The following is a 22,955-nucleotide window of genomic DNA, read 5'->3' as shown; positions in this document are numbered from 1 at the left end:
CGTGCGATAGTTTGGTTCCCATGCTTACCGGATTCAAGAAATTCATCCTCAAGGGCAATGTCATTGACCTTGCCGTGGCCGTCATCATCGGCGCCGCCTTCAGTTCCGTCGTGGACGCACTGGTCAAAAGCGTCATGATGCCGCTCATTTCCCTGCTGGTGGGAGAGCCCAACTTCGACGATTTCCTGGCCTTCGGCGATGTGCGGTTCGGCGTGCTCCTCACAGCCGTGGTCAACTTCCTGCTGGTGGCGGCCGCGATCTACTTTGTCATCGTCGTTCCCATGAACCACATGATCGAACGCCGCAACCGCAAGCTGGGCATCAACCAGGACGTCAAGGAGGAAGCCGCCGAAGACCCGCAGATCGCGCTGCTCACCGAAATCCGGGATTCGCTCCGCAGCGAGTCGAGGAAGTGAGCAACTTCCGTTCGACGGCCAACGCCTCCTGCTTACCCGGCTCGTCCGTTTAGAGCAGCCCGTCCACCGGTGCGCGGCCGCGCCCGGCGACGACGTAGACCCCGAATAGCAGGGCGTGTTGACGGGTACCTCGCCAGCTCAACGAGGAAGAAGCGCCACTCTGCTCGTCGACGGTAGCTCTCCAGCGACGCCGCACCAGCCCGGGGCGGAGCAGTTGGACGTCGCTGAGGGAGGAATAGGGAATCCATCTTCCTGCGTGGCGCTTTGCAAGTTCGGACGCACGAGCTGACGTAACGGTGGCGCGCTGAAAGTGTGGGTTCTCGCTGTGGTCCAGGGGGCCATGCGGGATGGTGCCGGCGGGCAGGATGAGGATGCCGTTCCGGTTGACCCATATTTGAACTTTCTGGCCGTCGCTGGCGGCGTCCCCGGAGACCAGCCGGCACAGATCGTCGTCTTCGGGAGGTTCCACGGGTTGTGCCGGCTGTGTTGTCTGAGCCGTGGCGGCAGGGTCGGGCGGGGCGACGCCGTCTCCTACTGGGGCGCCCGGCTGACCCGCGAGATGCGGGTCACGGGCCCTCCTGTTGGCAGCAGCGACAGCCTGCATAACAGCTGCGCGCAGTCCATCGGCACACAACCGGGGCGCGTCAACGGCGAACACTTCGCGATCGAGCTGGACAACCGAGTGGACGCCGATCTGCTCTCCCAACAGGTCTGCCAGGTCGTCGTGATCGGGGCGAACGAGCAGACCGACCCCGTCGTCCAGTTCCACCAGCCAGCCGTGTTTGGCGATTTCGGGTTCGTCCTCGGCCTCGACGGAAATCCAGTCCGCCAACTCGGCCGGCCGCACCGGCCCGACTTCCTCCTCCGCGATGCATGGCACGAGGAGTCCCAGGCGCTCGACAGCATCAGTGGTGTGAAGAGTACAGTCATGCTTCTTCAGCGGGTGGTGCACCATTCCCATCCGTCCTCACACGAGTATCGACAGTCCTTCGGCACACGCGAGTCTACGGCAGCGAGCGTCAGAGACAATGGGCAAAGCAAGGCGGTCCGCCTCCCCAAGGGGAGGCGGACCGCTTCTTGTTACTCCGGGGCAACCCTGGTTAGGGGACCATCTCGCTGGGGACACGGCCCAGGGCCAGCTCGGTTTTGACCACCTGCGCGAGGCGCTCGGCGATGACCTGCGCGGTCTCCTGGCTTCCGGCCTCCACCATGACGCGTACAACAGGTTCGGTGCCGGAGGGGCGGAGGAGCACGCGGCCTGTGTCACCGAGTTCCGCCTCGGCGACACGCACGGCTGCGGCGAGGACCTGGTCGCCCTTGACGCGGGCGCGGTCCACGTCCTTCACGTTGATGAGGACCTGGGGGAGCTTGGTCATCACCGTGGCCAGCTCCTTCAGGGGTTTGCCGGTGAGCGCCACCTGGGCTGCCAGCTGCAGGCCGGTCAGGACACCGTCTCCGGTGGTGGCGTGGTCGGCGAGGATCACGTGGCCGGACTGTTCGCCGCCGAGGTTGAAGCCGCCGTCGCGCATCTCTTCGAGGACGTACCGGTCCCCCACGCCCGTCTCACGGATCTCGATGCCGGCGTTGCGCAGCGCGATCTTCAGGCCGAGGTTGCTCATCACGGTGGCAACGAGGACGTTGTCGGTGAGCTTGCCGGCGTTTTTGAGCGCTATAGCCAGGATGGCCATGATCTGGTCGCCGTCCACCTCGTTGCCTTCGTGGTCCACGGCAAGGCAGCGGTCGGCGTCGCCGTCATGGGCGATGCCAAGGTCCGCGCCGTGCGCCACGACGGCGGCCTTGAGCGGGCCCAGGTGGGTGGATCCAACACCTTCGTTGATGTTCAGTCCGTCAGGCTCGGCTCCGATGACCACGACGTCGGCGCCGGCGTCCTTGAAGACCTGCGGGGAGCAGCCGCTGGCGGCACCGTGGGCGCAGTCCAGGACAACCTTCAGGCCGTGGAGGTTGTGCGGAAGGGTGCCCAGGAGGTGGACGATGTAGCGGTCCTCGGCGTCGGAGAAGCGCTGGATGCGGCCCACTTCGCCTCCGACGGGCCGGAACGGCTCCTTGCCCATCTGCTCCTCGATGGCGTTCTCCACCTCGTCGGGGAGTTTCTGGCCGCCCCGAGCGAAAAACTTGATGCCGTTGTCCGGAGCAGGGTTGTGGGAGGCGGAGATCATTACGCCAAAGTCCGCCTTCAGGTCGGCCACGAGATAGGCCGCCGCAGGCGTGGGGAGGACACCGGCGTCATAGACATCGATGCCGGAGCTGGACAGCCCGGCCTCCACAGCAGCGGCAATGAACTCGCCACTTGCGCGGGGGTCCCTCGCCACCACGGCCCGCGGCCGCGCACCTTCGGCGGTGCGTTCATGGCCGAGCACGACGGCGGCGGCCTGGGCCAGCTGCATTGCAAGCTCGGCGGTCAGCAGGCCGTTCGCCAGGCCCCGGACACCGTCTGTTCCAAATAATGTAGACATCGGGTCAAGTGTAGAGGATGGGGTAGGAGGCTGCCGAAGTGGTGTCCTTCGAGACCTGCGTACCTGTTTAGTACAGCCGGACTACCTGCCCGACTACCTGCCGCAGAGCCATGACAAGCACGTGGACTACTTGGGTTTATTGTGAAAGTACGTCTCTTTTTCTTGGCAATACCTCTCTTTTCCCTGGAGGTACCCCTCTTTGGGTAAAGGCCTCGCTATCGGTTTTGACCGGCCCCTACCATTCCATGCATGACACCTAGCAGCTGGGGCTTGGCGCTCGAAATTGTAGTACCGGTTTTCAATGAAGAAGCGGTGCTCGAAAACAGCATCAAAAGGCTCTCCGAATATTTGACCAATGAAATGCCTTCGACGTGGAAGATAACCATTGCAGACAATGCAAGCACTGACCGGACTCCGGTGATTGCAGCTCGTCTCAGCGAGCAGTTGCCTCATGTGAACTATCGCCGTCTTGAAGCCAAGGGGCGGGGATACGCCCTCCGCGATGCATGGGGTGCGTCAGAGGCCAAAGTCCTGGCGTACCTCGACGTCGATCTTTCCACCGACCTCGCCGCGCTTCCCCCGCTGGTGGCGCCGCTCCTTTCTGGGCACTCAGATATTTCCATCGGAACGAGGCTGGGACAAAGTTCACGCGTGAGCCGCGGGCCGAAGCGCGAATTCATTTCCAGGTCCTACAATCTCCTGCTCCGCCGGACAATGCAGGTGGGTTTTTCCGATGCCCAATGCGGGTTCAAGGCAATTCGCAATGATGTTGCCCGGCGCTTGCTTCCGCATGTGGAAGACAACGGCTGGTTCTTTGACACCGAGCTGCTGATCATTGCCGAACGTTCAGGCCTGCGCATCCATGAAATACCTGTTGACTGGGTAGATGACCCGGACAGCCGCGTCGATATCAGGCAGACCGCCCTCGACGACATCCGGGGCATGGTCCGTGTGGCCGGATCCCTTGTAAAAGGGTCCATTCCGGTGCAGGCCATCTACGCGGAGTTGGGCCGGCGCCCGATCGTACCGCCGGGCCGGCCCAGCTTTTTTGGCCAGGTGGTCCGTTTTGGCCTGGTGGGCGCTGTTTCAACGCTGGCATTTGCACTGCTCTATATGGTTCTCCAGGGTCCCTTCGGGGCACAGCAGGCCAATTTCCTGTCCCTGCTCCTGACCGCCGTCGGCAACACCGCAGCCAACCGCCGCTTCACCTTTGGCATCAGCGGGCCGGACAGACTGTTTACCCAGCAAGTCCAAGGCCTGATCGTTTTCCTGCTGGCTTGGGGCATCACTTCTTCGTCGCTGTGGATGCTGCACTCCGTGAACCTGGACGCCACGGCGAACATGGAGTTGCTCACGCTGACGGCAGCCAACGTTCTTGCGACCCTCATGCGGTTCGTGCTGCTCCGGATCTGGGTCTTCCGGGTCCGCCGAAGGGATGAGCAGTCCGTGGTCCTTGCGCTGCGGCCCGCCGGACAGTCGGTCCGTTGAGCGTCACCGCGGCGAGGCGGACTGCGGCGCATCGAGTCGACAGCGCCGACCCCAGGCCGCTGCCGTGGGAGGGGATCGGGCTGGTTGCTCTTCTCACAGCTACTGCTGTGTCGTTCCTTTGGGGCTTGGACCGCAACGGGTGGGCGAATCCCTACTACTCGGCAGCGGCCCAGGCCGGGTCCCAGGACTGGAAGGCATTCTTTTTCGGTTCCCTCGACGCCGGCAACCTGATCACCATCGACAAACCTCCCTTGAGCGTTTGGATCATGTCACTCTCGGTCCGGCTCTTCGGACTCAACTCATGGGCGATTCTGGTGCCCCAGGCACTTATGGGGATCGCGACCACTTGGCTCATCTATAAGATCATCCGCCGCAGCCACCCCGCTGCCCCGGCCTTACTGGGCGGCCTGATCTACGCCACGACGCCCGTTGTGGTTCTCATGTCGCGGTTCAACAACCCCGAGCCGCTCATGGGACTCCTCACCGTGGCCGCCGTCTACTTTGTTATCAGGGCATTGGAAAACAACGCCTGGTCTTGGTACCTGCTGGCAGGGACCGCCCTCGGCCTCGCGTTCATGGCTAAACAGGTCCAGGCCTTCCTGCCCATCCCGGCCTTGGTGCTGGCGGTACTCCTGTTCGGCGCCGGCACCCTGGCATCACGCCTGGTAAGACTTCTGGGCGCCCTCGCCGCGCTGGTCATCAGCGGCGGCTGGTGGATGGCCGTAGTGGACCTGACACCGCAGGAGAACAGGCCCTACGTCGGCGGATCCGCAACAAACAGCATGCTCGAACTGACACTGGACTACAACGGCTTGGCGCGGTTCCTCCGCTTCAGCACTGATCGCCAGACGGGGAATCCAAGCTCTCCCCCACCATCCGACGAGGCGTACGATGGCGGCCTATCCCGGCTGTTCAATGCAAACTTTGCACCGGAAGGCGGCTGGCTTCTCTTTACCGCCCTGGCCTGTGCTCTCGCGTTGGTCCTGCTGTGGCGGCAGTCGGTCCGAAGCCGGGCCGCTTCAGGGCTGATGACCGTGGGCGTCGCGTGGATGGTGTCTTCCTACACCCTGTTGAGCTTCTTGGGCACCATGACGCACACCTACTATGTCTTCTCGATGGCTGCCCCAATGGCAATGGTGGTGCCAATCGGGCTCCACCTGCTCTGGAGCCAGAGGCAGCGGATGGTTGCCCGGTTAATTGGTGCGGTCCTGCTGATAGGGACCGGCTACGTTGGTTTCCGGATTTTCCAGTACAGCGATGACTGGGGGCTCTGGCCGATCGCTGTGGCATGGGCGACGATCCTAGCGACGGTGGGGTGGCTGTGGGCCAGGAGTTCCACCCAGCGTTTTGCGGCCCTCGCCCTCGTCGCGGCGTCACTTGTGCTGGCACCGGTGGCCACAGACCTGATCACCTTGAACCGATCACAGGTGGGCACGAATCCGCTCTCCGGCCCCGTGGCCAATAACCCTCTGGCGCTGTCCGCCCATCTTGACGCTGCCCGACGCGGCGACCCGCCGCTGGACCGCCACCTTGGTTTCGGCGTCGAACCATCCGCAGAGGTGACCACCCTGCTCAGGGAATCCGACGGCGCTGAATGGGCGGCGGCCACGTACACGGCCCAAAACGCCGCCCAGTATCAGCTCGCAGCGCAGCGTCCGGTCATTGCCCTCGGCGGGTGGCTCGGAAACGACCCTGCCCCCACCTTCGATCGGTTCAAGGCACTTGTGGCGGACGGCAGGATCGCATATTTCATTTGGCAACAGCCGATAGTGGACGAAATCCCTTTGGGAAAGGACGCTGCTGCCATCACGGATTGGGTTCAGTCCAGTTTCAAGGGGGAAAACGTTGACGGCGTCAGAATCTACGACCTTAGGCACTGACCGCACCACGAGGCCGGACGATGGTGCCCCTCGCAGGCCGGGATGGGAGCCATGGGGCCTTGCCGGCATCCTGGTTTTGGCAGCCTTCCTGTACGTCTGGGGAATAGCAGACAACGGCTGGGCCAATGCGTACTACTCGGCGGCAGTACAGGCTGGTCAGAATGACCCGGCCGCTTTTTTCTTTGGCTCCTCGGATTGGGGTAACTCCATAACCGTGGACAAGCCACCGTTGAGCTTGTGGATCATGGGCTTGTCGGTCCGGCTCTTTGGCTTGAACACGTGGGCTCTGTTGCTTCCCCAGGCCGCGATGACAATGGCGAGCATCCTGTTGATCCATCGTCTGGCCCGGAGGCATCTGCCCCTATCTGCAGCCCTGCTTTCCGCCGCTGTTTTCGCGTGTACTCCCATCACCGTGCTGCTGGCCCGCTATAACAACCCCGATCCCCTCATGGTGCTGCTGATGCTTGCGGCCCTCTATGCAGGGATGCGGGCCGCGGAGTCCGGCCGGACAAGGTTTCTGTACCTGGCCGCCTGCATTCTCGCCCTGGGGTTTCTTGCCAAACAGCTTCAAGCATTCCTCGTATTGCCTGCCATAGCGCTGGCGTTCTGCTTCTATGCGCAGAAGGCGTGGCGGGCACGGGTTATCTCACTTCTTCTAGCCGGTCTGGTTTTGGCGGTGGGATCCTTGGCATGGCCGCTGGCCGTCGATCTCACTCCCCCTGGCTCCCGACCCTATGTAGGCGGCTCTGCCTCCAACAGCATGCTTGAGCTAACTGTTGGCTACAACGGAATCAATCGCGTCCTGCAGCACGAGGATGATCCCTCCGTGGCACTCATTCCTCAAGAATTGCGGAGCGTCGAAACGGACGCCGGACTGTTCCGCCTGTTTAATTCGAACTACGGCCAGGAGATTGGCTGGCTGTTGCTTCCAGCATTATTGGCTTGCATCGCCATAGTGGTGACAGTTCTGAGGGGCCGATACAGCCGGAATAAGTCGATCTTTGCAGTCGCTTCAATGACGTGGATGATCACCACGTATCTCATGCTCAGTTTCATGGGGAACAGCTTCCATTCCTATTACACCGCATCCCTCGCGGCACCCTTGGCGCTTTGTCTTGGCTTGGGTGCGGAACTGCTCACATCGCCCTGGCAGTCCCGCCTGAGCCGAATCGCCATCGCCGCGTCCGTGGTTTCGAGCTGCATTTTTGCGCAAGCGATGTGGCAACTGAGCGCCGTATACCCGCAAGTGCTGGGTACTGGCGTGCTCCTCCTGGGCTTGCTCGCTGGCGCATTGCTGTCCGTGCCAGCACCGGGGAAATGGGTGCACCGAGCGGCCGCCTGGCTGGCCATCGGCACCCTGATGGTCGGACCTGCGTTTTGCTCAACCATGGCCCTGGCCACCCCGCAGGAAGGCTCGAATCCGCTGTCAGGCGGTCTCTCCCGGAACCCGAACACGCTCAGCCGCTTCCTGGCCGGAGTCAAGAACGGGGACCCGGCATGGGCCTCTGGGCTGGCTATCGGCGTGACGCCCAGTCCGGTCCTCGCGTCGCATTTGAGAAACGCTTCCGCACAGTGCACGTGGGCTGCCGCGACCTACCCCGGGCAGACCGCGGCTCGCTTCCAGCTGGAGATCGGCCGGCCAGTGATGCCCTTGGGAGGGTTCGCTGCCACCGATCCAAGCCCAACCCTGGCCGGGTTCAAAGAATGGGTGCAGGCGGGACGGCTCTGCCACCTGGTGGTCCAACCCGAACAACTCAAGGTTCCGGGCAACAGCCCAGAGCTACACGAAATTCACGAATGGGTCACCCAAACGTTTAGAGCGGAGAAAATAGATGGCGTCACTGTCTACAACCTCACCCGCTAAGCCACACGCCGGCGGCGATCCTGGATCCATTCAGACCAGCTGGGTGCGGCGTTGGCCGGAATTACTCCTGATGGTCATCTCAGCGTCCGTCTATTTTTGGAACATCACCATAAACGGTTGGGGTAACCCGTACTACGCTGCAGCCGCCCAAGCCGGATCCATGGACTGGGTTGCTCTTCTTTTCGGCTCCGCTGACGCAGGTAATGGCCTTACCGTCGACAAGCCACCGTTGCACCTGTGGGTGCTGGCGCTCTCGGTGAAGGTCTTCGGCCTGAGTTCCTGGAGCGTATTAGCTCCACAGGCCCTCATGGGCATGGCGACAGTCTTTCTGGTTTACAGATCGGCCCTTGCCTGGGGCAGCACTCGGCAAGCCTTTGTTGCCGGTTTGTTGGTTGTCTTTACCCCGGTCACCTCGATGATGTTCCGTTTCAACAATCCGGACGCCCTGTTGCTCCTGCTGTGGGCTCTGGCCGCTTTCCTGCTCATCAAGTCGGCAGAGCGGAGTAGTGCGCGCCACCTGTACCTCGGTGCCTTCGTTCTGGGGCTGGCCTTCCTCTGCAAGCAATTTCAAAGTTGGATTCTGGTGCCGGCCGTCGCCGCTGCTTTTCTGGCCTTCGGTTTCGGCAACCTGGTGCTCAGGCTGCAGAGGCTAATGATCGCCGCAGCAGTGATGGTCCTGCCGCCGGCCGCCTGGATCACTGTTGTAGAACTTACTCCCGCCGCTGCAAGGCCTTGGATCGGCGGCTCGGTTAGCAACAGCTTCCTGGAACTGACATTCGGCTACAACGGCTTTGGGAGGCTCACGGGGCAGGCCGGCTTGGGAGCTACGAACCCAAAGGACTTCGAGGGGGTTGTCGGCTATGACGCCAGCTTCCTCAGACTCTTAACTATCAACTACGCACCAGAAGTCGCTTGGTTTCTTCCCGCTGCATTCGTCGGCACCGTCATTGTGGCTGCAGGACTGTTCCGCCGCAAACTCAGCCGCGTCCAATCACTTATATCCCTACTCCTGCTGGTGTGGTTCGCGACCACCTTCGCAGTGCTCAGCTTCATGACAGGAGACATCCATCCTTACTACACATGCATGCTAGCCATTCCCATGTCCTGTCTCGCCGCACACGCGATCGAGACTTTCTGGGTCAATCGAACCCGGACGTCGTTTCGCCGGGGCGCAGCCCTGCTAACTCTGCTTTGCCTCGTCGTGACGTCCGGGATATTGACGTGGTTCCAGGAATGGCAGCCCTGGGCAGGGTTCACCACCAAGTCAATGGCGTTGGCTGCCGCAGCGATCCTGGGGCTATCGCTGGGCGGTTACCGACCGCGGACCACCGCTCTGGCGCACGTCTTGGCAGTCGCGTCGATCCTGCTGGTTCCGTTCTTGTTTGTGGTTGAGTCAGTGACAACTCCCCAGCAAGGATCGTTTCCCATCTCAGGGCCGGTGCCATCAATTGAGAGCTGGCACCGGCGGGATGCCGAACAATTACGCCTAAACGAAAAAAGCAAATACTCAGAGGCCCGGGGAGAGCCTGTCATACCGCAAATTGCATCCCGGATTGAACGGGTCCCCCCTGACACAACATGGGCCGCGGCGACAACCGGCAGCCAAAATGCAGCACTATATCAATTAGCGACCGGGCGGGCGGTTATGTCGATAGGAGGTTTTTCCACTGGAGATGTTTATCCCACCCTGAACGACTTTCAATTGTATGTAGCAAATAAGAAGATCGGATATTACATCCATCAACCGGGGATCCTCGACTGGGCGGCGGCTAGTCCGAATACCAGGGCAGTCGTGTCGTGGATCGAGGCCAGCTTCACTTCTGAAGAAGTCGACGGCGTTCGCCTGTTCGATCTCTCCCGCCCGCTGGAGTGAACCTACAAACGCAGAAGCCCGCCCCACCAACGGCGGGACGGGCTTCTGTGAAGCGGCAGCGCTTCGAAAGCGGGATTAGCGCTTGGAGTACTGCTGAGCCTTACGGGCCTTCTTCAGACCGGCCTTCTTGCGCTCGATGACGCGGGCGTCACGGGTGAGGTAGCCGGCCTTCTTCAGGGTGGCGCGGTTGTTCTCGACGTCGATCTCGTTCAGTGAACGAGCGATGCCGAGGCGCAGTGCACCGGCCTGGCCGGAGGGGCCACCGCCGTGGATGCGGGCAATGACGTCGTAGGCGCCGTCAAGATCGAGGATCTTGAAGGGCTCGTTGACGTCCTGCTGGTGCAGCTTGTTCGGGAAGTAGTTCGCCAGCTCGCGGCCGTTGATGGTCCACTTGCCGGAGCCCGGCACAACGCGAACGCGTGCAACGGCTTCCTTGCGGCGGCCAACAGCTGCGCCGGCAACGGTCAGTGCCGGGCGCTCCTTCTTCGGGGCGGCAGCCTCAGCGGCGCCGCTTTCCGAGGTGTAGCTGGTCAGGGTTTCCTCGGCCTCAACGGCTTCGGTGGTCTCTTCGTTCTGAGCCACGGTTCTCCTTGTATAGATAAGTTGTTTGGTGGCCAGGACTACTGGGCGACCTGGGAAATTTCGAAAGTCTTGGGCTGCTGGGCGGCGTGCGGGTGCTCTGCACCGCGGTAGACCTTCAGCTTGCCCAGCTGCTGTGCAGCGAGGGAGTTCTTGGGGAGCATGCCCTTGATGGCCTTCTCCACGGCGCGGACCGGGTTGGATTCCAGCAGCTCCGCGTAGTTGACGGAGGTCAGGCCGCCCGGGTAGCCGGAGTGGCGGTAAGCGCGCTTCTGCTCGAGCTTGGCGCCGGTGAGGGCGACCTTCTCAGCGTTGATGATGATGACGAAGTCGCCCATGTCCATGTGGGGCGCAAAAGTGGCCTTGTGCTTGCCGCGCAGCAGGATTGCGGTCTGGCTGGCAAGACGACCAAGGACAACGTCTGTGGCGTCAATGACGTGCCACTGGCGGTTGATATCGCCGGGCTTCGGGGTGTACGTACGCACGGTGTTTGCCTCGTTCTTGTTCTGGCGTTCTTGTTTAGGTGTCACGTAAGGGTGTGCACCTACTATCTATGCGTTACCGGAACAGAGGTGAGGGCTCTATGAATCCAGTGGTCCTGGAGTCTCGAATGTGCCCGAGGAGTAGTTATCCTGCAACCGGATTCTCAGCGGGCACGCATCATCGAGAAAGGACACGCACAACGACTACCAAGAATAGCGTGAAGCGGGCGTCAGGGTCAAAATGGGGTATCCGGTGGCGGGGGCTGGGATGCCCGCGCCGGCGCCGGGCCGATCCACGCAGGGAGCCTTCGTGTCCATTGTAGGTATTGCCGCCGGCGGCGGGCCCGCATTCGTCGTCGCCATCGGCTTGCTCGGCACGGCCCTAGGCGTTTTGACTGAGGGGCTCATCGCCCGCGCTCTCCCCCGCCTTGGCGGGCTGCCTTCTCTCAGGTCAAGAATGACGACGGCGGTCCTCACCGGCGTCCTCTGCGCCTTCCTGGCGCTGCGGCTGGGTATGGACTGGTCGCTGCCGGCTTTCCTGGTTCTGGCGGTGCTCGGCGTGCAACTGGCGCGGATAGACCTCGCCCACCACTTACTGCCCAATCCCCTCGTGCTGACCCTCTTCATTGCCGGCCTGGTGCTGTTCACCGCCGGCAGCTCTGCTTCCGCAGCCTGGTCGGACCTGCTCCGCGGGGCCGTCAGTGCTGTCATCCTGTTCGTCACCTACCTGATTTTGGCCGTTATTTCGCCCCGCGGCATCGGAATGGGAGACGTCAAGCTGGCCGCGCCAGTAGGCCTGTACTTGGGCTACTTGGGCTGGAGTCAGCTCTTCTACGGGGGCGCGGCGGGCTTTGTCCTGGGCGGAATTTTCTCCGTCGTTTTGATTTCCTTTAGGCGCGCCGAAAAGCCGGCCGAAGTTGCCTACGGCCCCGCCATGCTGGCGGCCACACTTGGGGCCGTCCTGCTCACGCCCTGACGAACTGCGCAGGCCCTCCTGCCGCCCGATCTTTCAGGAATAAAACCCAGCCAGGCTTATCAATCCAAGTAGTTTCGCACCTTGGGATTTTCCGACTGAGTACTTTCTTGGGGGGGTTACTTGTGGGTCCCCTGAGAAAGTCGGGTATGGCTACGCATTGTTGCTTTTCCTTCCCGATGCAATTCTTTTGCTATCGAAGCACCGGACCTTTCGGTTTTGGGGGGCACCGGAATTCGAAGAAAATATTCCATCGAATTTAAAGGAAAAAACAATGACTACTCTCATGGTCTCGGTTCTTGCTTTCGTTTCGGGAGTAAAGGACCGGTTGTCATCGGAAAAGGGAGCAACTGCGACTGAGTATTCGCTCCTCGTCGCCTTTATCGCCTTCCTCATCATCGTGGGTGTGACTGCCTTCGGCAACGCGCTCAACACCTGGTTCTCCTCTCTCGGCACCACCGTGGGTACCTGGTAAGCCCAACTCGCATCGAGGTGTGCCGCGTCCGGTCAGTCAGGCCGGCGCGGCACACCTCGAATGGGCGTTTTGCCAGCGCTAGGCGCCGGCACCGCCCTACCGGAAGGGGAACTCAAAATGACTTCACGAATGGTCTCCGTTCTTGCATTCATCGCCGGCGTCAAAGACCGTCTCGCCTTTGAAAAGGGCGCAACCGCCACGGAGTACGGACTCCTCGTAGCATTCATCGCCGTGATCATCATCGTTGGCGTAACCGCCTTCGGTACCGCGCTCAACACCTGGTTCTCCTCCTTTGTAACCAGAGTGGGCACCTGGTAACCGAACCTTCCGCACACTTCGAAAACTTCCAACCATCCTCGGGGGATCCGTTGAAGAAGACCTGCAAGGAAAGCACGGACAACAAGAGCCGTGGCGCCGTGGCCGTGGAGTTCGCTCTGGTTGCGCCGCTGCTGCTGGCTCTCGTCACTGGAATCGTCGAGTTTGCACACGCCTACAACTCCCAGATCTCTGTGACGCAGGCGGCCCGCGAAGCAGCCCGGACGATGGCCGTCAAGAACAGCCAAACAGACGCAAAGGCTGCGGCAGTGGCTGGGGCACCGGGACTGGCTTCTGGTTCGTTCGGGTACACATTCGCACCCGCCACCTGCGCGCCGGACACCACCATGAAAGTCACCATCTCCTACAACTCGGCAACCATGACCGGGCTGTTTGGCAGTTCACTAACCCTCACCGGAGTAGGAGCAATGCAATGCAACGGATAGTTGCCCACACAGAATCGCGGGAACGTGGGGCTTCCGGCGTCCTGGTGGCGGTCATGATGTTGGCGATGATCGGAGCAGGTGCCCTGGCGGTGGATACCGGGCAGATCTACGCAGAGCGTGCCGAGCTCCAGAACGGGGCCGACGCCGGCGCCCTGGCGGCAGTTGATCTTTGCGCAGAGTCCGGCTGCACGCAGGCTGCCGCAGATGCCCTGGCAAGTGCCCTGGCCAACAGCAACGCCAAGGACACGAAATCGACGGTGCAATCCGTCGACCTCTCGGTGGCAGGCCAGGTTTCGGTCACTACATCCACCAAGGACGGCACCACAAACGCCGGGTTCCTGAGCAAGATGTTCGCGAGTGTTCTCAACGCTCCGGCGGCAACTGTCGGTGCCACCGCAACAGCCAAGTGGTTCTACCCCACCAAGGGCGTCTCCGTACTCCCCCTGACCTTCGCTACGTGCGAATTCGAGGACGACGGAATGCCCCACAAGATCCTCACCCAAGGTGGTGCCCAGGACTGCAACGGAACCAATCCATCGAACCAGATCATTCCCGGCGGATTCGCTTGGCTCAACCCTGACAGCAACACCGGGTGCAAGGTCACTGCCGAGGTGGGCGAATGGAGCGAAACCAGCCCGGGTGCCGCCGTTCCCAACGGATGCATCGACCTCTTCAATCCGTCGATCAACCCGTCGCTGGCGGGCTCCACCGTTGCACTGCCCGTTTACAAGTACACGTGTGACGGAATGCCGGCCGCACAGTTCGGCAGCTGCAGCGGCAACAGCGTCCAGTACTACATCGAGAAGTGGGCGGGCTTCAAGCTCCAGGCATGGAACCTCACCGGTCAGGCCAAGCATGACCCGACCAACGTCTTCAGCGGGAGCGAAAAAGGCCTTTACGGAACCTTCATGGGGTATTCCGCAGATCCGAACCTCTTCAGCGGAGGCTCAACCACACCCAACGGCAATGTCATTGTCATCGGGCTGATCAAGTAAGCAATTAACTAAGGGGAGAAATTGAAAACACGCCTACTGGGAGGCATCGCCGCGCTAGTCGTTGCAATCATCGGCACGGTCCTTCTCATCACATATGTTCAAAGCGCAGATCAACGGGCAATGGCAGGTACGGAGACCTCGGAGGTCCTCGTAGTCCAGAAAGCCATTCCCGCCGGGACACCCGCCAGCGAACTCGGCGGCTCCGTCGCCATGAAGCCGCTCCCGAAGTCCACGCTGACCGAGGGGACCGTCACCGACCTGGCCGCCCTAGGCACCAAAGTAACCGCCGTTTCGCTCGTACCGGGCGAACAGCTCCTCGCCAGCCGAATGGTGGATGCCGATGCGTTCCTCGGCCCGTCCCGGGTCGCAGTGCCGGACGGTATGCAGGAGATCTCGATCAAACTGCCCATAGACCGGGTGGTTGGCGGAAAGATCACCGCCGGCGACACTGTCGGCATCTTCATTTCACTCCCGGAAGGTTCCAGCACAACTCAGTCGGCAGGCACCCAACTCACCTTCCACAAAGTACTGGTCACGGCCGCCCAGTTCAGCAACGGCAGCGCCGCCCAGCCGGACACCGCCCAGGGGGACAAAGCAGAAGGTGCGATGGGCTCCACCAACAGCAACCAAAGCGACGGCACCTACCTCATCACCGTGGCCCGGAACTCAGTCGACGCCACGCGGCTGGTCTATGCCGTCGAATTCGGAAAAATCTACCTGTCCAAGGAACCGGCTGAAGCAACCGAGGGCAACACCGTCGTAGTGGACAAGACGAGGGTATTCCGATGAGCCGCTTTGTACTCATCACGCCGAACTCCGATTTCGAACGCCGCGTACGAATGGCCACTGCCGGCATGCCCGGCTCCCTGCAGTACTTCGCAGCCGACTACCTTCCCCAGGGTCCCGAGGAAGTGCTTAAGCAGCTCCTCGGCGAGCCCCCGGAAGTCTTCATCCTCGGTCCCGGATTGCCGGAGGATGACTCGCTGAAGTTTGCGTCGGTCATGGATCTGCAGTACCCCGAGATCAGCATGATCCTGGTCGCCGGGGAGTCGTCCGACATCGCCGTCCAGGCAATGCGGGCCGGTATTCGTGACCTTCTTGACCCTTCAGCCGAAGCGGATCACATCCGCATCATCGTGGAGCGTGCAAGCCTCGCAGCTGCCGGCCGGCGTCGGGGTCTCGCACCCAGCAGCTCCGAACACCGCGAACACGCTGAAGGCGGACGCATCATTGCCGTCCTCTCCCCCAAAGGCGGGGTGGGCAAGACCACCGTTGCGACCAACCTCGCCGTTGGCCTCGCCAAAATCGCACCCATGGGTGTGGTGATAGTGGACCTTGACCTCCAGTTCGGCGACGTGGCCAGCGGTCTCATGCTGGACCCCGCACACACCATCACTGATGCTGTGGTGGGCGCCGCGAGCCAGGATTCGATGGTGCTCAAGACGTACCTCAGCGTGCACTCAGCGGGACTATATGCCCTGTGCGCGCCGAAGAATCCAGTGGAGATGGACCGCATCACCGGTGAGCACGTCACTCAGCTCCTCAACCAGTTGCGGCAGGAATTTCAATACGTGGTTATTGACACGGCACCGGGACTGGGCGAGCACGTTCTAGCAACCTTGGACCTGGCCTCGGATGCGGTGTGGATCTGCGGCATGGATGTTCCGAGCATCCGGGGCCTGCGAACCGGAAGCCAGATCCTGGCCGAACTGAATCTCCTGCCAGAACGCCGGCACGTGGTGCTTAACATGGCCGATCGCCGGACCGGCCTGACGTTGCACGACGTCGAAGCGACTATCGGGGCGCCGGTGGACGTGGTATTGCCGCGGTCCCGCACCCTTCCCTTTTCCACCAACAAGGGCGTGCCGGTTCTCCAGGAAAGCGGCCGTGAACCAGCAGCAAAGGGCCTGCAGCAGCTCGTAGACCGTTTCAAACCCAATTGGGAAGCCAGACCTCATAAGAAGTTGCATCGAAGGGCGGTAGTCCAGTGAACCTCACACGCAGGCTCGAGAAAGTGCGCGGCAACGGGTCGCCCTCAACCATCGTTGAGGAAGCGCCGCCAAGCCAGTTCACGGTTTCGAATGGATCGGCGGAGCCAGTGACCCTCGGCCGCATACACGACGCCAAGACGGCCGAGACGGCCAGCGCCGCGGACGTGGTGGAACTGACGCAGACGGGGGCAGTTGCCAGTGGCGCGCTCGGCGCCCTCAAGGAGCGGGCCAGCCAGGCACTTTACGAACGCCTGGGCTCCCGCATCACCGACTCCTCGCTTGAGGAGGCCGAACTCCACCAATACGTCAAGGACGAGCTGAAGATCGTCGTCGATGAGGAACAGGTTCCACTGACGACTTCCGAGCGCCAGAGGCTGATTCGGGAGATCATCGACGACGTGTTGGGCCACGGGCCCATCCAGCGGTTCCTCGACGACCCGTCAATCACCGAGGTTATGGTCAATCGCCATGACCAGGTCTACGTGGAGCGCGACGGCAAGCTCACCCTGACGGACACTAAGTTCGCGTCGGACGAGGCCCTGCGGCGGGTCATCGAACGGATCGTGTCGAAGGTTGGCCGACGGATTGATGAATCATCACCCTTGGTTGACGCCCGCCTGGCAGACGGTTCCCGCGTCAACGCCATCATCCCCCCGCTGGCAGTGAACGGACCTGCACTTACTATCCGCAAGTTCGGGCATGAAGCGTTGACGGTCCAGAAGCTCATCGCCTTTGGCAGTCTGTCCCCGGAGATGGCTGAACTGCTGCAGGCGTGTGTCCAGGCCCGCATGAACATCATCGTCTCGGGAGGTACCGGAACGGGCAAGACCACACTCCTCAACGTGCTCTCGTCCTTCATTCCGACTGCAGACCGCATCGTGACGATCGAGGACGCCGTTGAACTCCAACTGCAGCAAACCCACGTGGTCAGGCTGGAGAGCAGGCCGCCGAATATTGAGGGCAAAGGCGAAGTTGCTATCCGCGACCTCGTCCGGAACTCCCTTCGAATGCGTCCTGACCGCATCGTCGTCGGCGAAGTGCGCGGAGGAGAATGTCTGGACATGTTGCAGGCCATGAACACTGGTCACGACGGATCGCTCTCCACTGTTCACGCCAACTCCCCCCGGGACGCCATCGCCCGTCTGGAGACGCTCGTGCTGATGGCCGGCATGGACCTCCCGCTCCGGGCTGTGCGGGAACAGGTGGCCTCGGCGGTGAACCTCATCGTTCAGATTTCGAGGCTCCGTGACGGAACCCGCCGGGTTACCCACATCACGGAAGTCCAGGGCATGGAAGGCGACATCGTCACTCTTCAGGATGCCTTTGTCTTCGACTATTCAGCCGGCGTAGATGCCAACGGCCGTTTCCTGGGCAAACCGGTCCCTACGGGCGTCAGGCCGCGGTTCACCGACAGGTTCACGGAACTCGGCATCTCCATCTCGCCCCACGTCTTCGGCGCCCAGCCCGTCAGGGGCCGGTAGTCATGGCCGCGGACGTGCCGGTCGCCCTGTTCGTGGGCGGGCTGTTCCTGGTGTACCTCTCACTTGGTCTGGTGTTCGGAGTAGTTCTGAAGGGCCGGGCGGGGGTACCGCTCTCGCGACGACGCCCTGACGCCGTTTCCTCCTCCTCCTCCAGCCTGACGCGCCTTACCAACCAGGCCGTGGGAGCGCTCAATCGCGGCCTCAAGAAGAGGCCTGCCGGAATCCTGAGCCGCGAAAAGCTGGAACAGGCGGGCCTCAACAAGGAGCCGGGCGACTACCTGCTGTTGGCCGGAGCGGTGACGCTGATGGCCGCCGTGCTGGGATACTTCCTCGGTGGCCTGGGGATCGGCATCCTCTCATTGCTGCTGGCCCCGTTCCTGCTCTATGTTCTCTTGAACTTCCTCGTCGCTCGGCGTCGCCGGAAGTTCGACAGCCAGGTGCCGGACACAATCCAGATGTTTTCCGGCGGTCTCCGCGCAGGCCACAGTCTCCTACGAGCCATCGATGCTGCGGCCCAAGAGAACGAGGCGCCTATGGCTGAGGAGCTGAGCCGTATTGTCAACGAAACAAGGATCGGCCGCGACCTGGGTGAATCGTTGGCGGACGTGGCGAACAGAACAGCCAGCGAGGACTTCCACGGGATTGCCCAGGCCATCGAGATCCATCGCGAGGTGGGTGGTGATCTTGCTGAAGTCCTGGATCACGTAGGCGAAACAATTCGGGACCGGAATCAGGTTAAAGGCCAGGTACGGGCCTTGAGTGCGGAAGGCCGGGTTTCGGCCATCGTCCTGATGGCACTGCCGCTCCTGATGTTTCTCGCGCTGGGGCTCATGAATCCGACGTACATCTTGGTCTTCACCACCACGGTCATCGGATTCGTCATGGTGGGTACAGCCATTGTCATGCTGTCCATCGGCGGGTTTTGGCTCAGCCGAATCATCAAGCCGAAATATTAGGGGGCAGAAGAAATGCAACCCATTGCACTGGCAGCCATCTTGGCTATTGTCCTTCCAATCTCCGGCATGGTCTGGCTGACGTTCACGGCAGACCGCGCCGGGCTCCGCAACATTCAAGCCAACCTGGGAGGGCGGCCAAGCCAGGCCGCCCAGTCCCTGAACGTCAATGAGCAGTTCGCAAAACTGTCCCGTCGGCTGACCCCTCACAGCTATGATGCATGGCTGGACAAGCAGTTGGCGGGAGTCGGGCGGCCCAAGGAGTGGCCGCTCGCCAGGATCATTATGGTGAAGCCTCTGCTCGCCTTCGGTGGAGCGATCCTTGGGCTATTCGTGTACCTGGGTGCGCCTTCTGCCGGAAGGTTCATCCTCGGCATAGGAATAGTGGCATTGTGCTACTTCGTTCCGGACATCCTCCTTCGCACCAAGGCCCAGAAGCGTCGTGAGGCAATCCGGCTGGAGCTTCCCAACGCAATTGACCAGATGTTGATATCGGTTCAGGCCGGCCTCGGCTTCGAGACCGCCATGGGCCGTGCCGGCGAAAACGGCCGCGGACCGCTCGCCGATGAGCTGATCAGGACGTTGCAAGACATCCAGGTGGGCCGGTCCCGCAAGGAGGCCTACCTGTCGCTCTCTGACCGGGTCGATGTTCCTGATGTACGTAGCTTCATTCGGGCGGTGGTCCAGGCGGACACGTATGGCATTGCCATCGTGGGCGTGCTCAAGATGCAAGCCAAGGATATGAGGATCAAACGGCGCCAGCGAGCGGAAGAGCATGCGATGAAGATGCCCGTCAAGATGCTCTTCCCGCTGATCTTCTTCATCCTGCCAACGCTGTTCATCGTGTTGCTTGGGCCGGCCGTACTCAAAATCATGGCCGTGTTCTCCTAACCGGACCGCAATTCGGTAGCCCCGAACAGCACGACCCGGCGCCATCCGGCGCTGCAAAGACCGGACCCCCTCGGATCCCAGCACCGAGGGGGTCCTTTTGCGTGCCAGCCGGGCGCTGATGAGGGCGGAAGGACAGGGTAAGCGCAGGGATAACGCAGGAAATGCGCAGCTTGGGAAGGCTTGGCACAGGATGCTGCAAGATCCCTCCCCCTGGTGGAAATCGCGCTGCATTCTATTTACAGAGCTGGTGACGGACCAGCTTCCCTTCACTCGCTCAGGAGTACAAAATGCTTGCTCTTTACACCAACCTCTCCGCCCGCCTCCACCGCGATGAAAAAGGTGCAACCGCCGTTGAATACGGCATCATGGTTGCCCTCATCGCGGTTGTCATCATCGTTGCCGTGACACTGCTTGGTGGCACTTTGAACGAGATGTTTGAGAGCGTTCAGTGCCAGATCGGGGGTGGCACGTACGGGGTACCGGCCAACGCCGCCGCAGGCACCGCTCCCAGCTGCACACCGTAGTCGCAGTATTTCCTTCAATCCCTGATCGGGTGGTGGGGCTCTTCGGAGCCTCCACCACCCGGCTGTTGTTGAAATGCTCTCGGACTGCGGAAGGCTAAGGTATGTCAGTCCAATCCGAGCGCGGCGCTGTCGCTGTCGAGTTCGCACTTCTTGCGCCTGTTCTGATCATGATCCTCCTCGGAATCATGGAGTTCGGCCGGGCATACAACGTGCAAACCACTCTGACGAATGCCGCCCGCGAAGGTGTCCGCAGCATGGCGATCAACAACAGCCAAGCAGGAGCCCGGGCGGCGGCTAAGAATGCCGCAACGCAATTGAGCCCGGCCCTAACGGATGCCAACATCACGTTCAGCGCCGCAAGTTGCGCCGTCGGAGCCCAGATGACCGTGACTATCAGCTACCCGCTCAGCACGATGACCGGCATTGCCGGTCCGTTTGGCATGACTGGGAAAGGAACTATGCTGTGCGGCGGATAGCAGCTCCTGCCGATAAAGAACGGGGCGGAATCGCCATCATCGTTGCGCTTCTGATGGTGGTGATGCTCGGCTTCGCAGCGATCTCTCTTGACGTGGCGAAGCTCTACTCCGAACGCGCCCAATTGCAGAATGGTTCGGATTCGGCCGCCCTGATGGTGGCCCACAAGTGTGCCAGGAGCGAGACGGATACCAATTGCTCCGCAACGGCTCCAATGGCAGCTGACCTAGCGAATAAGAATGCGCTGGATGGCCTCAGCAACTTGAAGTCTATCTCCCTCGATAAGCCCAACCGCACGGTCCAGGTGACAGCAGGGGCAAAAGAAACCGGCAGCACAACGAACAGCGTCTCCCTCTTCTTCGCCGGAGTCCTCGGAATCCCCAGCGCCGAAGTATCAGCCACTTCGAGCGTGCGTTGGGGCAGCCCCCTCGAGGGCACCACTCCCTTCCCCTTGGCATTTTCGGTGTGCCAGGTTTCGGGCATGGTGAACGGTACAACTCAGCTGCTGCAGAACCACACGTCCAACGCCAACGCGGACTGTGGCCTTGGGCCTGCCGGAAAAACAGTCCCCGGAGGCTTTGCCTGGATCGTTCAGAGCTCCGGCCAGTGTGGCGGCCTCGTCAACCTGGCCGTCAACCAGAGTGGCAGCGACACCGGCAACGACGGCCCCTCGAACTGTGATGCGATCCTCAACAAATGGGCTGCCGAACTTGGGGCCGGCCGACCCGTTACCGTCTTGCTGCCGGTATACGAAGATGTCACCGGGACCGGTTCCGGAGCCTCCTACGACTTGTTGGCCTTCGCGTCGTTCAGTGTGCAGGGATGGGCTTTCAGCGGCGCGGATAAGCTCCCGCTGGTCTACAACAACGCATCATCCTCCGACAAGAACCTGCAGTGCAAAGGCGACTGTCGCGGAATCATTGGAAAGTTCGTCACCTACGTCTCCCTTTCTGACGGCTACAAGCTGGGACCCGTCAGCCCGTACGGCGCCACGGTCGTCGAACTCACCAGCTAGACCTATGCAGTTCAGTGAATCAGAATCCCCAGGAGCACTTCGTGAAGTCTCGGTTAATGGCAGGAGCGGCAGCGGTGGTCCTCGCCATCGTCGGCGCGATGTTGGTGATTTCCTATGCCCAGGGGGCGGACCAGCGGGCCGTCAAGAACCTCGAGCCAGTGGCGGTCCTGGTCGTCAAGACGGCTATTCCTGCCGGCACTCCGGTGGAATCCATGACTGCCTCTGTGACCACCGAACAGCTTCCTGCCGCGGCCGTGACCGGCTCTTCCCTCAAGTCCTTTGACGGATCCAAGGGCAAGGTGGCAGCCGTCGACCTGGTTCCCGGCGAGCAGCTCGTGACCGAACGCCTGGTCGAGCCCGAAGAACTGAAGACGCAGGGATCGGTAGAAGTCCCCGCAGGTCTGCAGGAAGTCTCCTTCCAGCTCGAGCCGGTCCGCGTCGTCGGCGGCAGGCTGGCTCCCGGCGACCGTGTGGGCGTCTTCGTCAACCTTGAAAAGGGGGCACTTGAAGACAAGCTCGACGTCGAAACCACCAAGCTGACCGTCCGCAAGGCTCTGGTCACAGCCGTTCAGCGCGCCCCGGAGCCCGCGCCGACTGCCGCGCCGGCACCCACCGCGAGCGCCGATCCGAACGGCGGCAACCCTCAGGACACCACCCTCCCGACGGGCTCCCTCATGCTCACCGTCGCCGTCACCGACGCCGACGCTGCAAAGATCGTTTTTGCCGCCGAGTATGCAGACATCTGGCTCAGCAAGGAGCCCTCCAACGCCAAGGACAGCGGCCCCCGGATCATCCAGCGGAGTGAGGTCTACAAATGAGCCGCTTCGTCCTGATCACGCCGAACGCGGACTTCGACAGCCGCTTGCGGCAGGCCGTTGCGGGCGGGCTCCAGGGCGGGGTGCAGACATTCCTCACCCATGTTCTGCCTGCCGGCCCGTACGACCTGTTCGCCCAGCTCAACCAGGAACAGCCGGAGGTCCTCATCCTCGGACCGGATGTGCCGGTGGATGACGCTCTACGCCTGGCCACCGTACTCGATGTGCAGGTGCCGGACCTGACGGTACTTCTGGTCAGCGAACCTGATCCGGAACTCCTCCTGCAGGCCATGCGCGCCGGCATCCGGGATATCCTCAGCCCGTCCGCCGACCCCGCGCACATGCGCGTCCTGCTGGAGCGCGCCTGCCAGTCCTTCGCCACCCGCCACCGGCAGGAACAGCCCAAGCAGGCTGAAACCAAGGGAAGAGTGATCGGCGTCTTCTCGCCCAAGGGTGGAGTGGGCAAGACCACCATCGCCACCAACCTCGCAGTAGGGCTTGGCAAGGTGGCGCCCATGAGCGTAGTGGTGGTTGACCTTGATCTGCAGTTC

At 61.8% G+C, this 22,955-nt stretch carries 24 protein-coding genes; 20 read left to right on the top strand and 4 right to left on the bottom strand.

Going from position 1 to position 22,955, the window contains the following annotated elements:
* The first annotated feature begins 20 nt into the window (after nucleotides 1–20).
* A complete protein-coding gene (gene mscL, locus AC3A3W_RS11790; protein ID WP_487442977.1) occupies nucleotides 21–416 on the top strand; it encodes a large conductance mechanosensitive channel protein MscL in 396 nt (131 codons plus the stop codon).
* Between the two features lie 49 nt (nucleotides 417–465).
* Here mscL and AC3A3W_RS11785 read toward each other — a convergent pair whose 3' ends face one another.
* Entirely contained in the window at nucleotides 466–1,371 is a 906-nt protein-coding gene (locus AC3A3W_RS11785; RefSeq protein ID WP_487442975.1) for a hypothetical protein, read from the bottom strand.
* 145 nt (nucleotides 1,372–1,516) lie between these two features.
* Entirely contained in the window at nucleotides 1,517–2,890 is a 1,374-nt protein-coding gene (glmM, locus tag AC3A3W_RS11780; RefSeq protein ID WP_487442973.1) for a phosphoglucosamine mutase, read from the bottom strand.
* A gap of 249 nt (nucleotides 2,891–3,139) precedes the next feature.
* Between glmM and AC3A3W_RS11775 the strand changes: the two genes are divergently transcribed.
* The 4 genes from AC3A3W_RS11775 (at nucleotide 3,140) to AC3A3W_RS11760 (ending at nucleotide 9,995) form a co-directional block, all read left to right on the top strand.
* A complete protein-coding gene (locus AC3A3W_RS11775; protein ID WP_487442971.1) occupies nucleotides 3,140–4,378 on the top strand; it encodes a bifunctional glycosyltransferase family 2/GtrA family protein in 1,239 nt (412 codons plus the stop codon).
* 125 nt (nucleotides 4,379–4,503) lie between these two features.
* Complete coding sequence (locus tag AC3A3W_RS11770; RefSeq protein ID WP_487442969.1) at nucleotides 4,504–6,258, top strand: glycosyltransferase family 39 protein; 1,755 nt, start codon at nucleotides 4,504–4,506, stop codon at nucleotides 6,256–6,258.
* 76 nt (nucleotides 6,259–6,334) lie between these two features.
* A complete protein-coding gene (locus AC3A3W_RS11765; RefSeq protein WP_487442967.1) occupies nucleotides 6,335–8,122 on the top strand; it encodes an ArnT family glycosyltransferase in 1,788 nt (595 codons plus the stop codon).
* A 70-nt stretch (nucleotides 8,123–8,192) separates the two neighbouring features.
* Entirely contained in the window at nucleotides 8,193–9,995 is a 1,803-nt protein-coding gene (locus AC3A3W_RS11760) for a glycosyltransferase family 39 protein (protein ID WP_487442965.1), read from the top strand.
* A gap of 75 nt (nucleotides 9,996–10,070) precedes the next feature.
* Here the strand turns inward: AC3A3W_RS11760 and rpsI are convergent, their stop codons facing one another.
* Both rpsI and rplM read right to left on the bottom strand, forming a co-directional pair.
* Nucleotides 10,071–10,577 (bottom strand): 30S ribosomal protein S9, encoded by a 507-nt coding sequence (rpsI, locus tag AC3A3W_RS11755; protein WP_205652756.1) that lies wholly within the window; start codon nucleotides 10,575–10,577, stop codon nucleotides 10,071–10,073.
* 38 nt (nucleotides 10,578–10,615) lie between these two features.
* Nucleotides 10,616–11,059 (bottom strand): 50S ribosomal protein L13, encoded by a 444-nt coding sequence (gene rplM, locus AC3A3W_RS11750; protein WP_011692756.1) that lies wholly within the window; start codon nucleotides 11,057–11,059, stop codon nucleotides 10,616–10,618.
* 307 nt (nucleotides 11,060–11,366) lie between these two features.
* Here rplM and AC3A3W_RS11745 point away from each other — a divergent pair, with 307 nt between their 5' ends.
* From AC3A3W_RS11745 to AC3A3W_RS11675, 15 genes are all read left to right on the top strand, one after another.
* Entirely contained in the window at nucleotides 11,367–12,032 is a 666-nt protein-coding gene (locus AC3A3W_RS11745; protein WP_487442963.1) for a prepilin peptidase, read from the top strand.
* A 271-nt stretch (nucleotides 12,033–12,303) separates the two neighbouring features.
* Nucleotides 12,304–12,504 (top strand): Flp family type IVb pilin, encoded by a 201-nt coding sequence (locus AC3A3W_RS11740; protein WP_309986341.1) that lies wholly within the window; start codon nucleotides 12,304–12,306, stop codon nucleotides 12,502–12,504.
* A gap of 117 nt (nucleotides 12,505–12,621) precedes the next feature.
* Nucleotides 12,622–12,822: a Flp family type IVb pilin gene (locus tag AC3A3W_RS11735; RefSeq protein ID WP_487442961.1), complete on the top strand. Its 201-nt coding sequence runs from the start codon at nucleotides 12,622–12,624 to the stop codon at nucleotides 12,820–12,822.
* A 50-nt stretch (nucleotides 12,823–12,872) separates the two neighbouring features.
* Nucleotides 12,873–13,265: a TadE family protein gene (locus AC3A3W_RS11730; RefSeq protein ID WP_487442959.1), complete on the top strand. Its 393-nt coding sequence runs from the start codon at nucleotides 12,873–12,875 to the stop codon at nucleotides 13,263–13,265.
* Nucleotides 13,253–14,260, top strand: a complete 1,008-nt coding sequence (locus AC3A3W_RS11725) for a TadE/TadG family type IV pilus assembly protein (RefSeq protein ID WP_487442957.1) — start codon at nucleotides 13,253–13,255, stop codon at nucleotides 14,258–14,260. Before AC3A3W_RS11730 ends, AC3A3W_RS11725 begins: the two co-directional genes overlap by 13 nt.
* 120 nt (nucleotides 14,261–14,380) lie before the next feature.
* Nucleotides 14,381–15,049, top strand: a complete 669-nt coding sequence (gene cpaB, locus AC3A3W_RS11720) for a Flp pilus assembly protein CpaB (protein WP_487442955.1) — start codon at nucleotides 14,381–14,383, stop codon at nucleotides 15,047–15,049.
* Nucleotides 15,046–16,251: a CpaE/TadZ family protein gene (locus tag AC3A3W_RS11715; protein ID WP_487442953.1), complete on the top strand. Its 1,206-nt coding sequence runs from the start codon at nucleotides 15,046–15,048 to the stop codon at nucleotides 16,249–16,251. Before cpaB (AC3A3W_RS11720) ends, AC3A3W_RS11715 begins: the two co-directional genes overlap by 4 nt.
* Nucleotides 16,248–17,732 carry a TadA family conjugal transfer-associated ATPase gene (locus AC3A3W_RS11710; RefSeq protein ID WP_487442952.1) on the top strand — a complete coding sequence of 495 codons (1,485 nt, stop codon included), beginning with the start codon at nucleotides 16,248–16,250 and terminating at the stop codon, nucleotides 17,730–17,732. The genes AC3A3W_RS11715 and AC3A3W_RS11710 overlap by 4 nt, the downstream gene beginning before the upstream one ends.
* A gap of 2 nt (nucleotides 17,733–17,734) precedes the next feature.
* On the top strand, nucleotides 17,735–18,688 hold the full coding sequence (locus AC3A3W_RS11705) for a type II secretion system F family protein (protein ID WP_487442950.1): 954 nt from the start codon (nucleotides 17,735–17,737) through the stop codon (nucleotides 18,686–18,688).
* Nucleotides 18,689–18,700: 12 nt separating this feature from the next.
* The gene (locus tag AC3A3W_RS11700) at nucleotides 18,701–19,576 is read left to right on the top strand and encodes a type II secretion system F family protein (protein WP_487442949.1); all 876 of its coding nucleotides are present in this window, start codon (nucleotides 18,701–18,703) and stop codon (nucleotides 19,574–19,576) included.
* Between the two features lie 287 nt (nucleotides 19,577–19,863).
* Nucleotides 19,864–20,100 (top strand): Flp family type IVb pilin, encoded by a 237-nt coding sequence (locus AC3A3W_RS11695; protein ID WP_487442947.1) that lies wholly within the window; start codon nucleotides 19,864–19,866, stop codon nucleotides 20,098–20,100.
* A 101-nt stretch (nucleotides 20,101–20,201) separates the two neighbouring features.
* Nucleotides 20,202–20,576, top strand: coding sequence for a TadE/TadG family type IV pilus assembly protein (locus tag AC3A3W_RS11690; protein ID WP_487442945.1), 375 nt, complete (start codon nucleotides 20,202–20,204; stop codon nucleotides 20,574–20,576).
* On the top strand, nucleotides 20,564–21,589 hold the full coding sequence (locus AC3A3W_RS11685) for a pilus assembly protein TadG-related protein (protein WP_487442943.1): 1,026 nt from the start codon (nucleotides 20,564–20,566) through the stop codon (nucleotides 21,587–21,589). The genes AC3A3W_RS11690 and AC3A3W_RS11685 overlap by 13 nt, the downstream gene beginning before the upstream one ends.
* 41 nt (nucleotides 21,590–21,630) lie before the next feature.
* Complete coding sequence (gene cpaB, locus AC3A3W_RS11680; RefSeq protein WP_487442941.1) at nucleotides 21,631–22,407, top strand: Flp pilus assembly protein CpaB; 777 nt, start codon at nucleotides 21,631–21,633, stop codon at nucleotides 22,405–22,407.
* A partial coding sequence (locus AC3A3W_RS11675; RefSeq protein WP_487442939.1) for a nucleotide-binding protein occupies nucleotides 22,404–22,955 on the top strand: 552 nt, incomplete at its 3' end. The genes cpaB (AC3A3W_RS11680) and AC3A3W_RS11675, both read left to right, overlap by 4 nt.

Source organism: Arthrobacter sp. Soil_N43 (assembly GCF_057655195.1).
Note: the sequence above shows the minus strand (reverse complement) of the source record. Positions and strands in the feature narration are given on the sequence as shown.

Bases quoted from the DNA above. Each gene is read 5' to 3' on its own strand.
- mscL (WP_487442977.1), top strand. From the start codon at position 21: ATGCTTACCGGATTCAAGAAATTCATCCTCAAGGGCAATGTCATTGAC.
- AC3A3W_RS11785 (WP_487442975.1), bottom strand. From the start codon at position 1,371: ATGGTGCACCACCCGCTGAAGAAGCATGACTGTACTCTTCACACCACT.
- glmM (WP_487442973.1), bottom strand. From the start codon at position 2,890: ATGTCTACATTATTTGGAACAGACGGTGTCCGGGGCCTGGCGAACGGC.
- AC3A3W_RS11775 (WP_487442971.1), top strand. From the start codon at position 3,140: ATGACACCTAGCAGCTGGGGCTTGGCGCTCGAAATTGTAGTACCGGTT.
- AC3A3W_RS11760 (WP_487442965.1), top strand. From the start codon at position 8,193: ATGGTCATCTCAGCGTCCGTCTATTTTTGGAACATCACCATAAACGGT.
- AC3A3W_RS11740 (WP_309986341.1), top strand. From the start codon at position 12,304: ATGACTACTCTCATGGTCTCGGTTCTTGCTTTCGTTTCGGGAGTAAAG.
- AC3A3W_RS11735 (WP_487442961.1), top strand. From the start codon at position 12,622: ATGACTTCACGAATGGTCTCCGTTCTTGCATTCATCGCCGGCGTCAAA.
- AC3A3W_RS11725 (WP_487442957.1), top strand. From the start codon at position 13,253: ATGCAACGGATAGTTGCCCACACAGAATCGCGGGAACGTGGGGCTTCC.
- cpaB (WP_487442955.1), top strand. From the start codon at position 14,381: ATGGCAGGTACGGAGACCTCGGAGGTCCTCGTAGTCCAGAAAGCCATT.
- AC3A3W_RS11715 (WP_487442953.1), top strand. From the start codon at position 15,046: ATGAGCCGCTTTGTACTCATCACGCCGAACTCCGATTTCGAACGCCGC.
- AC3A3W_RS11705 (WP_487442950.1), top strand. From the start codon at position 17,735: ATGGCCGCGGACGTGCCGGTCGCCCTGTTCGTGGGCGGGCTGTTCCTG.
- AC3A3W_RS11700 (WP_487442949.1), top strand. From the start codon at position 18,701: ATGCAACCCATTGCACTGGCAGCCATCTTGGCTATTGTCCTTCCAATC.
- AC3A3W_RS11695 (WP_487442947.1), top strand. From the start codon at position 19,864: ATGCTTGCTCTTTACACCAACCTCTCCGCCCGCCTCCACCGCGATGAA.
- AC3A3W_RS11690 (WP_487442945.1), top strand. From the start codon at position 20,202: ATGTCAGTCCAATCCGAGCGCGGCGCTGTCGCTGTCGAGTTCGCACTT.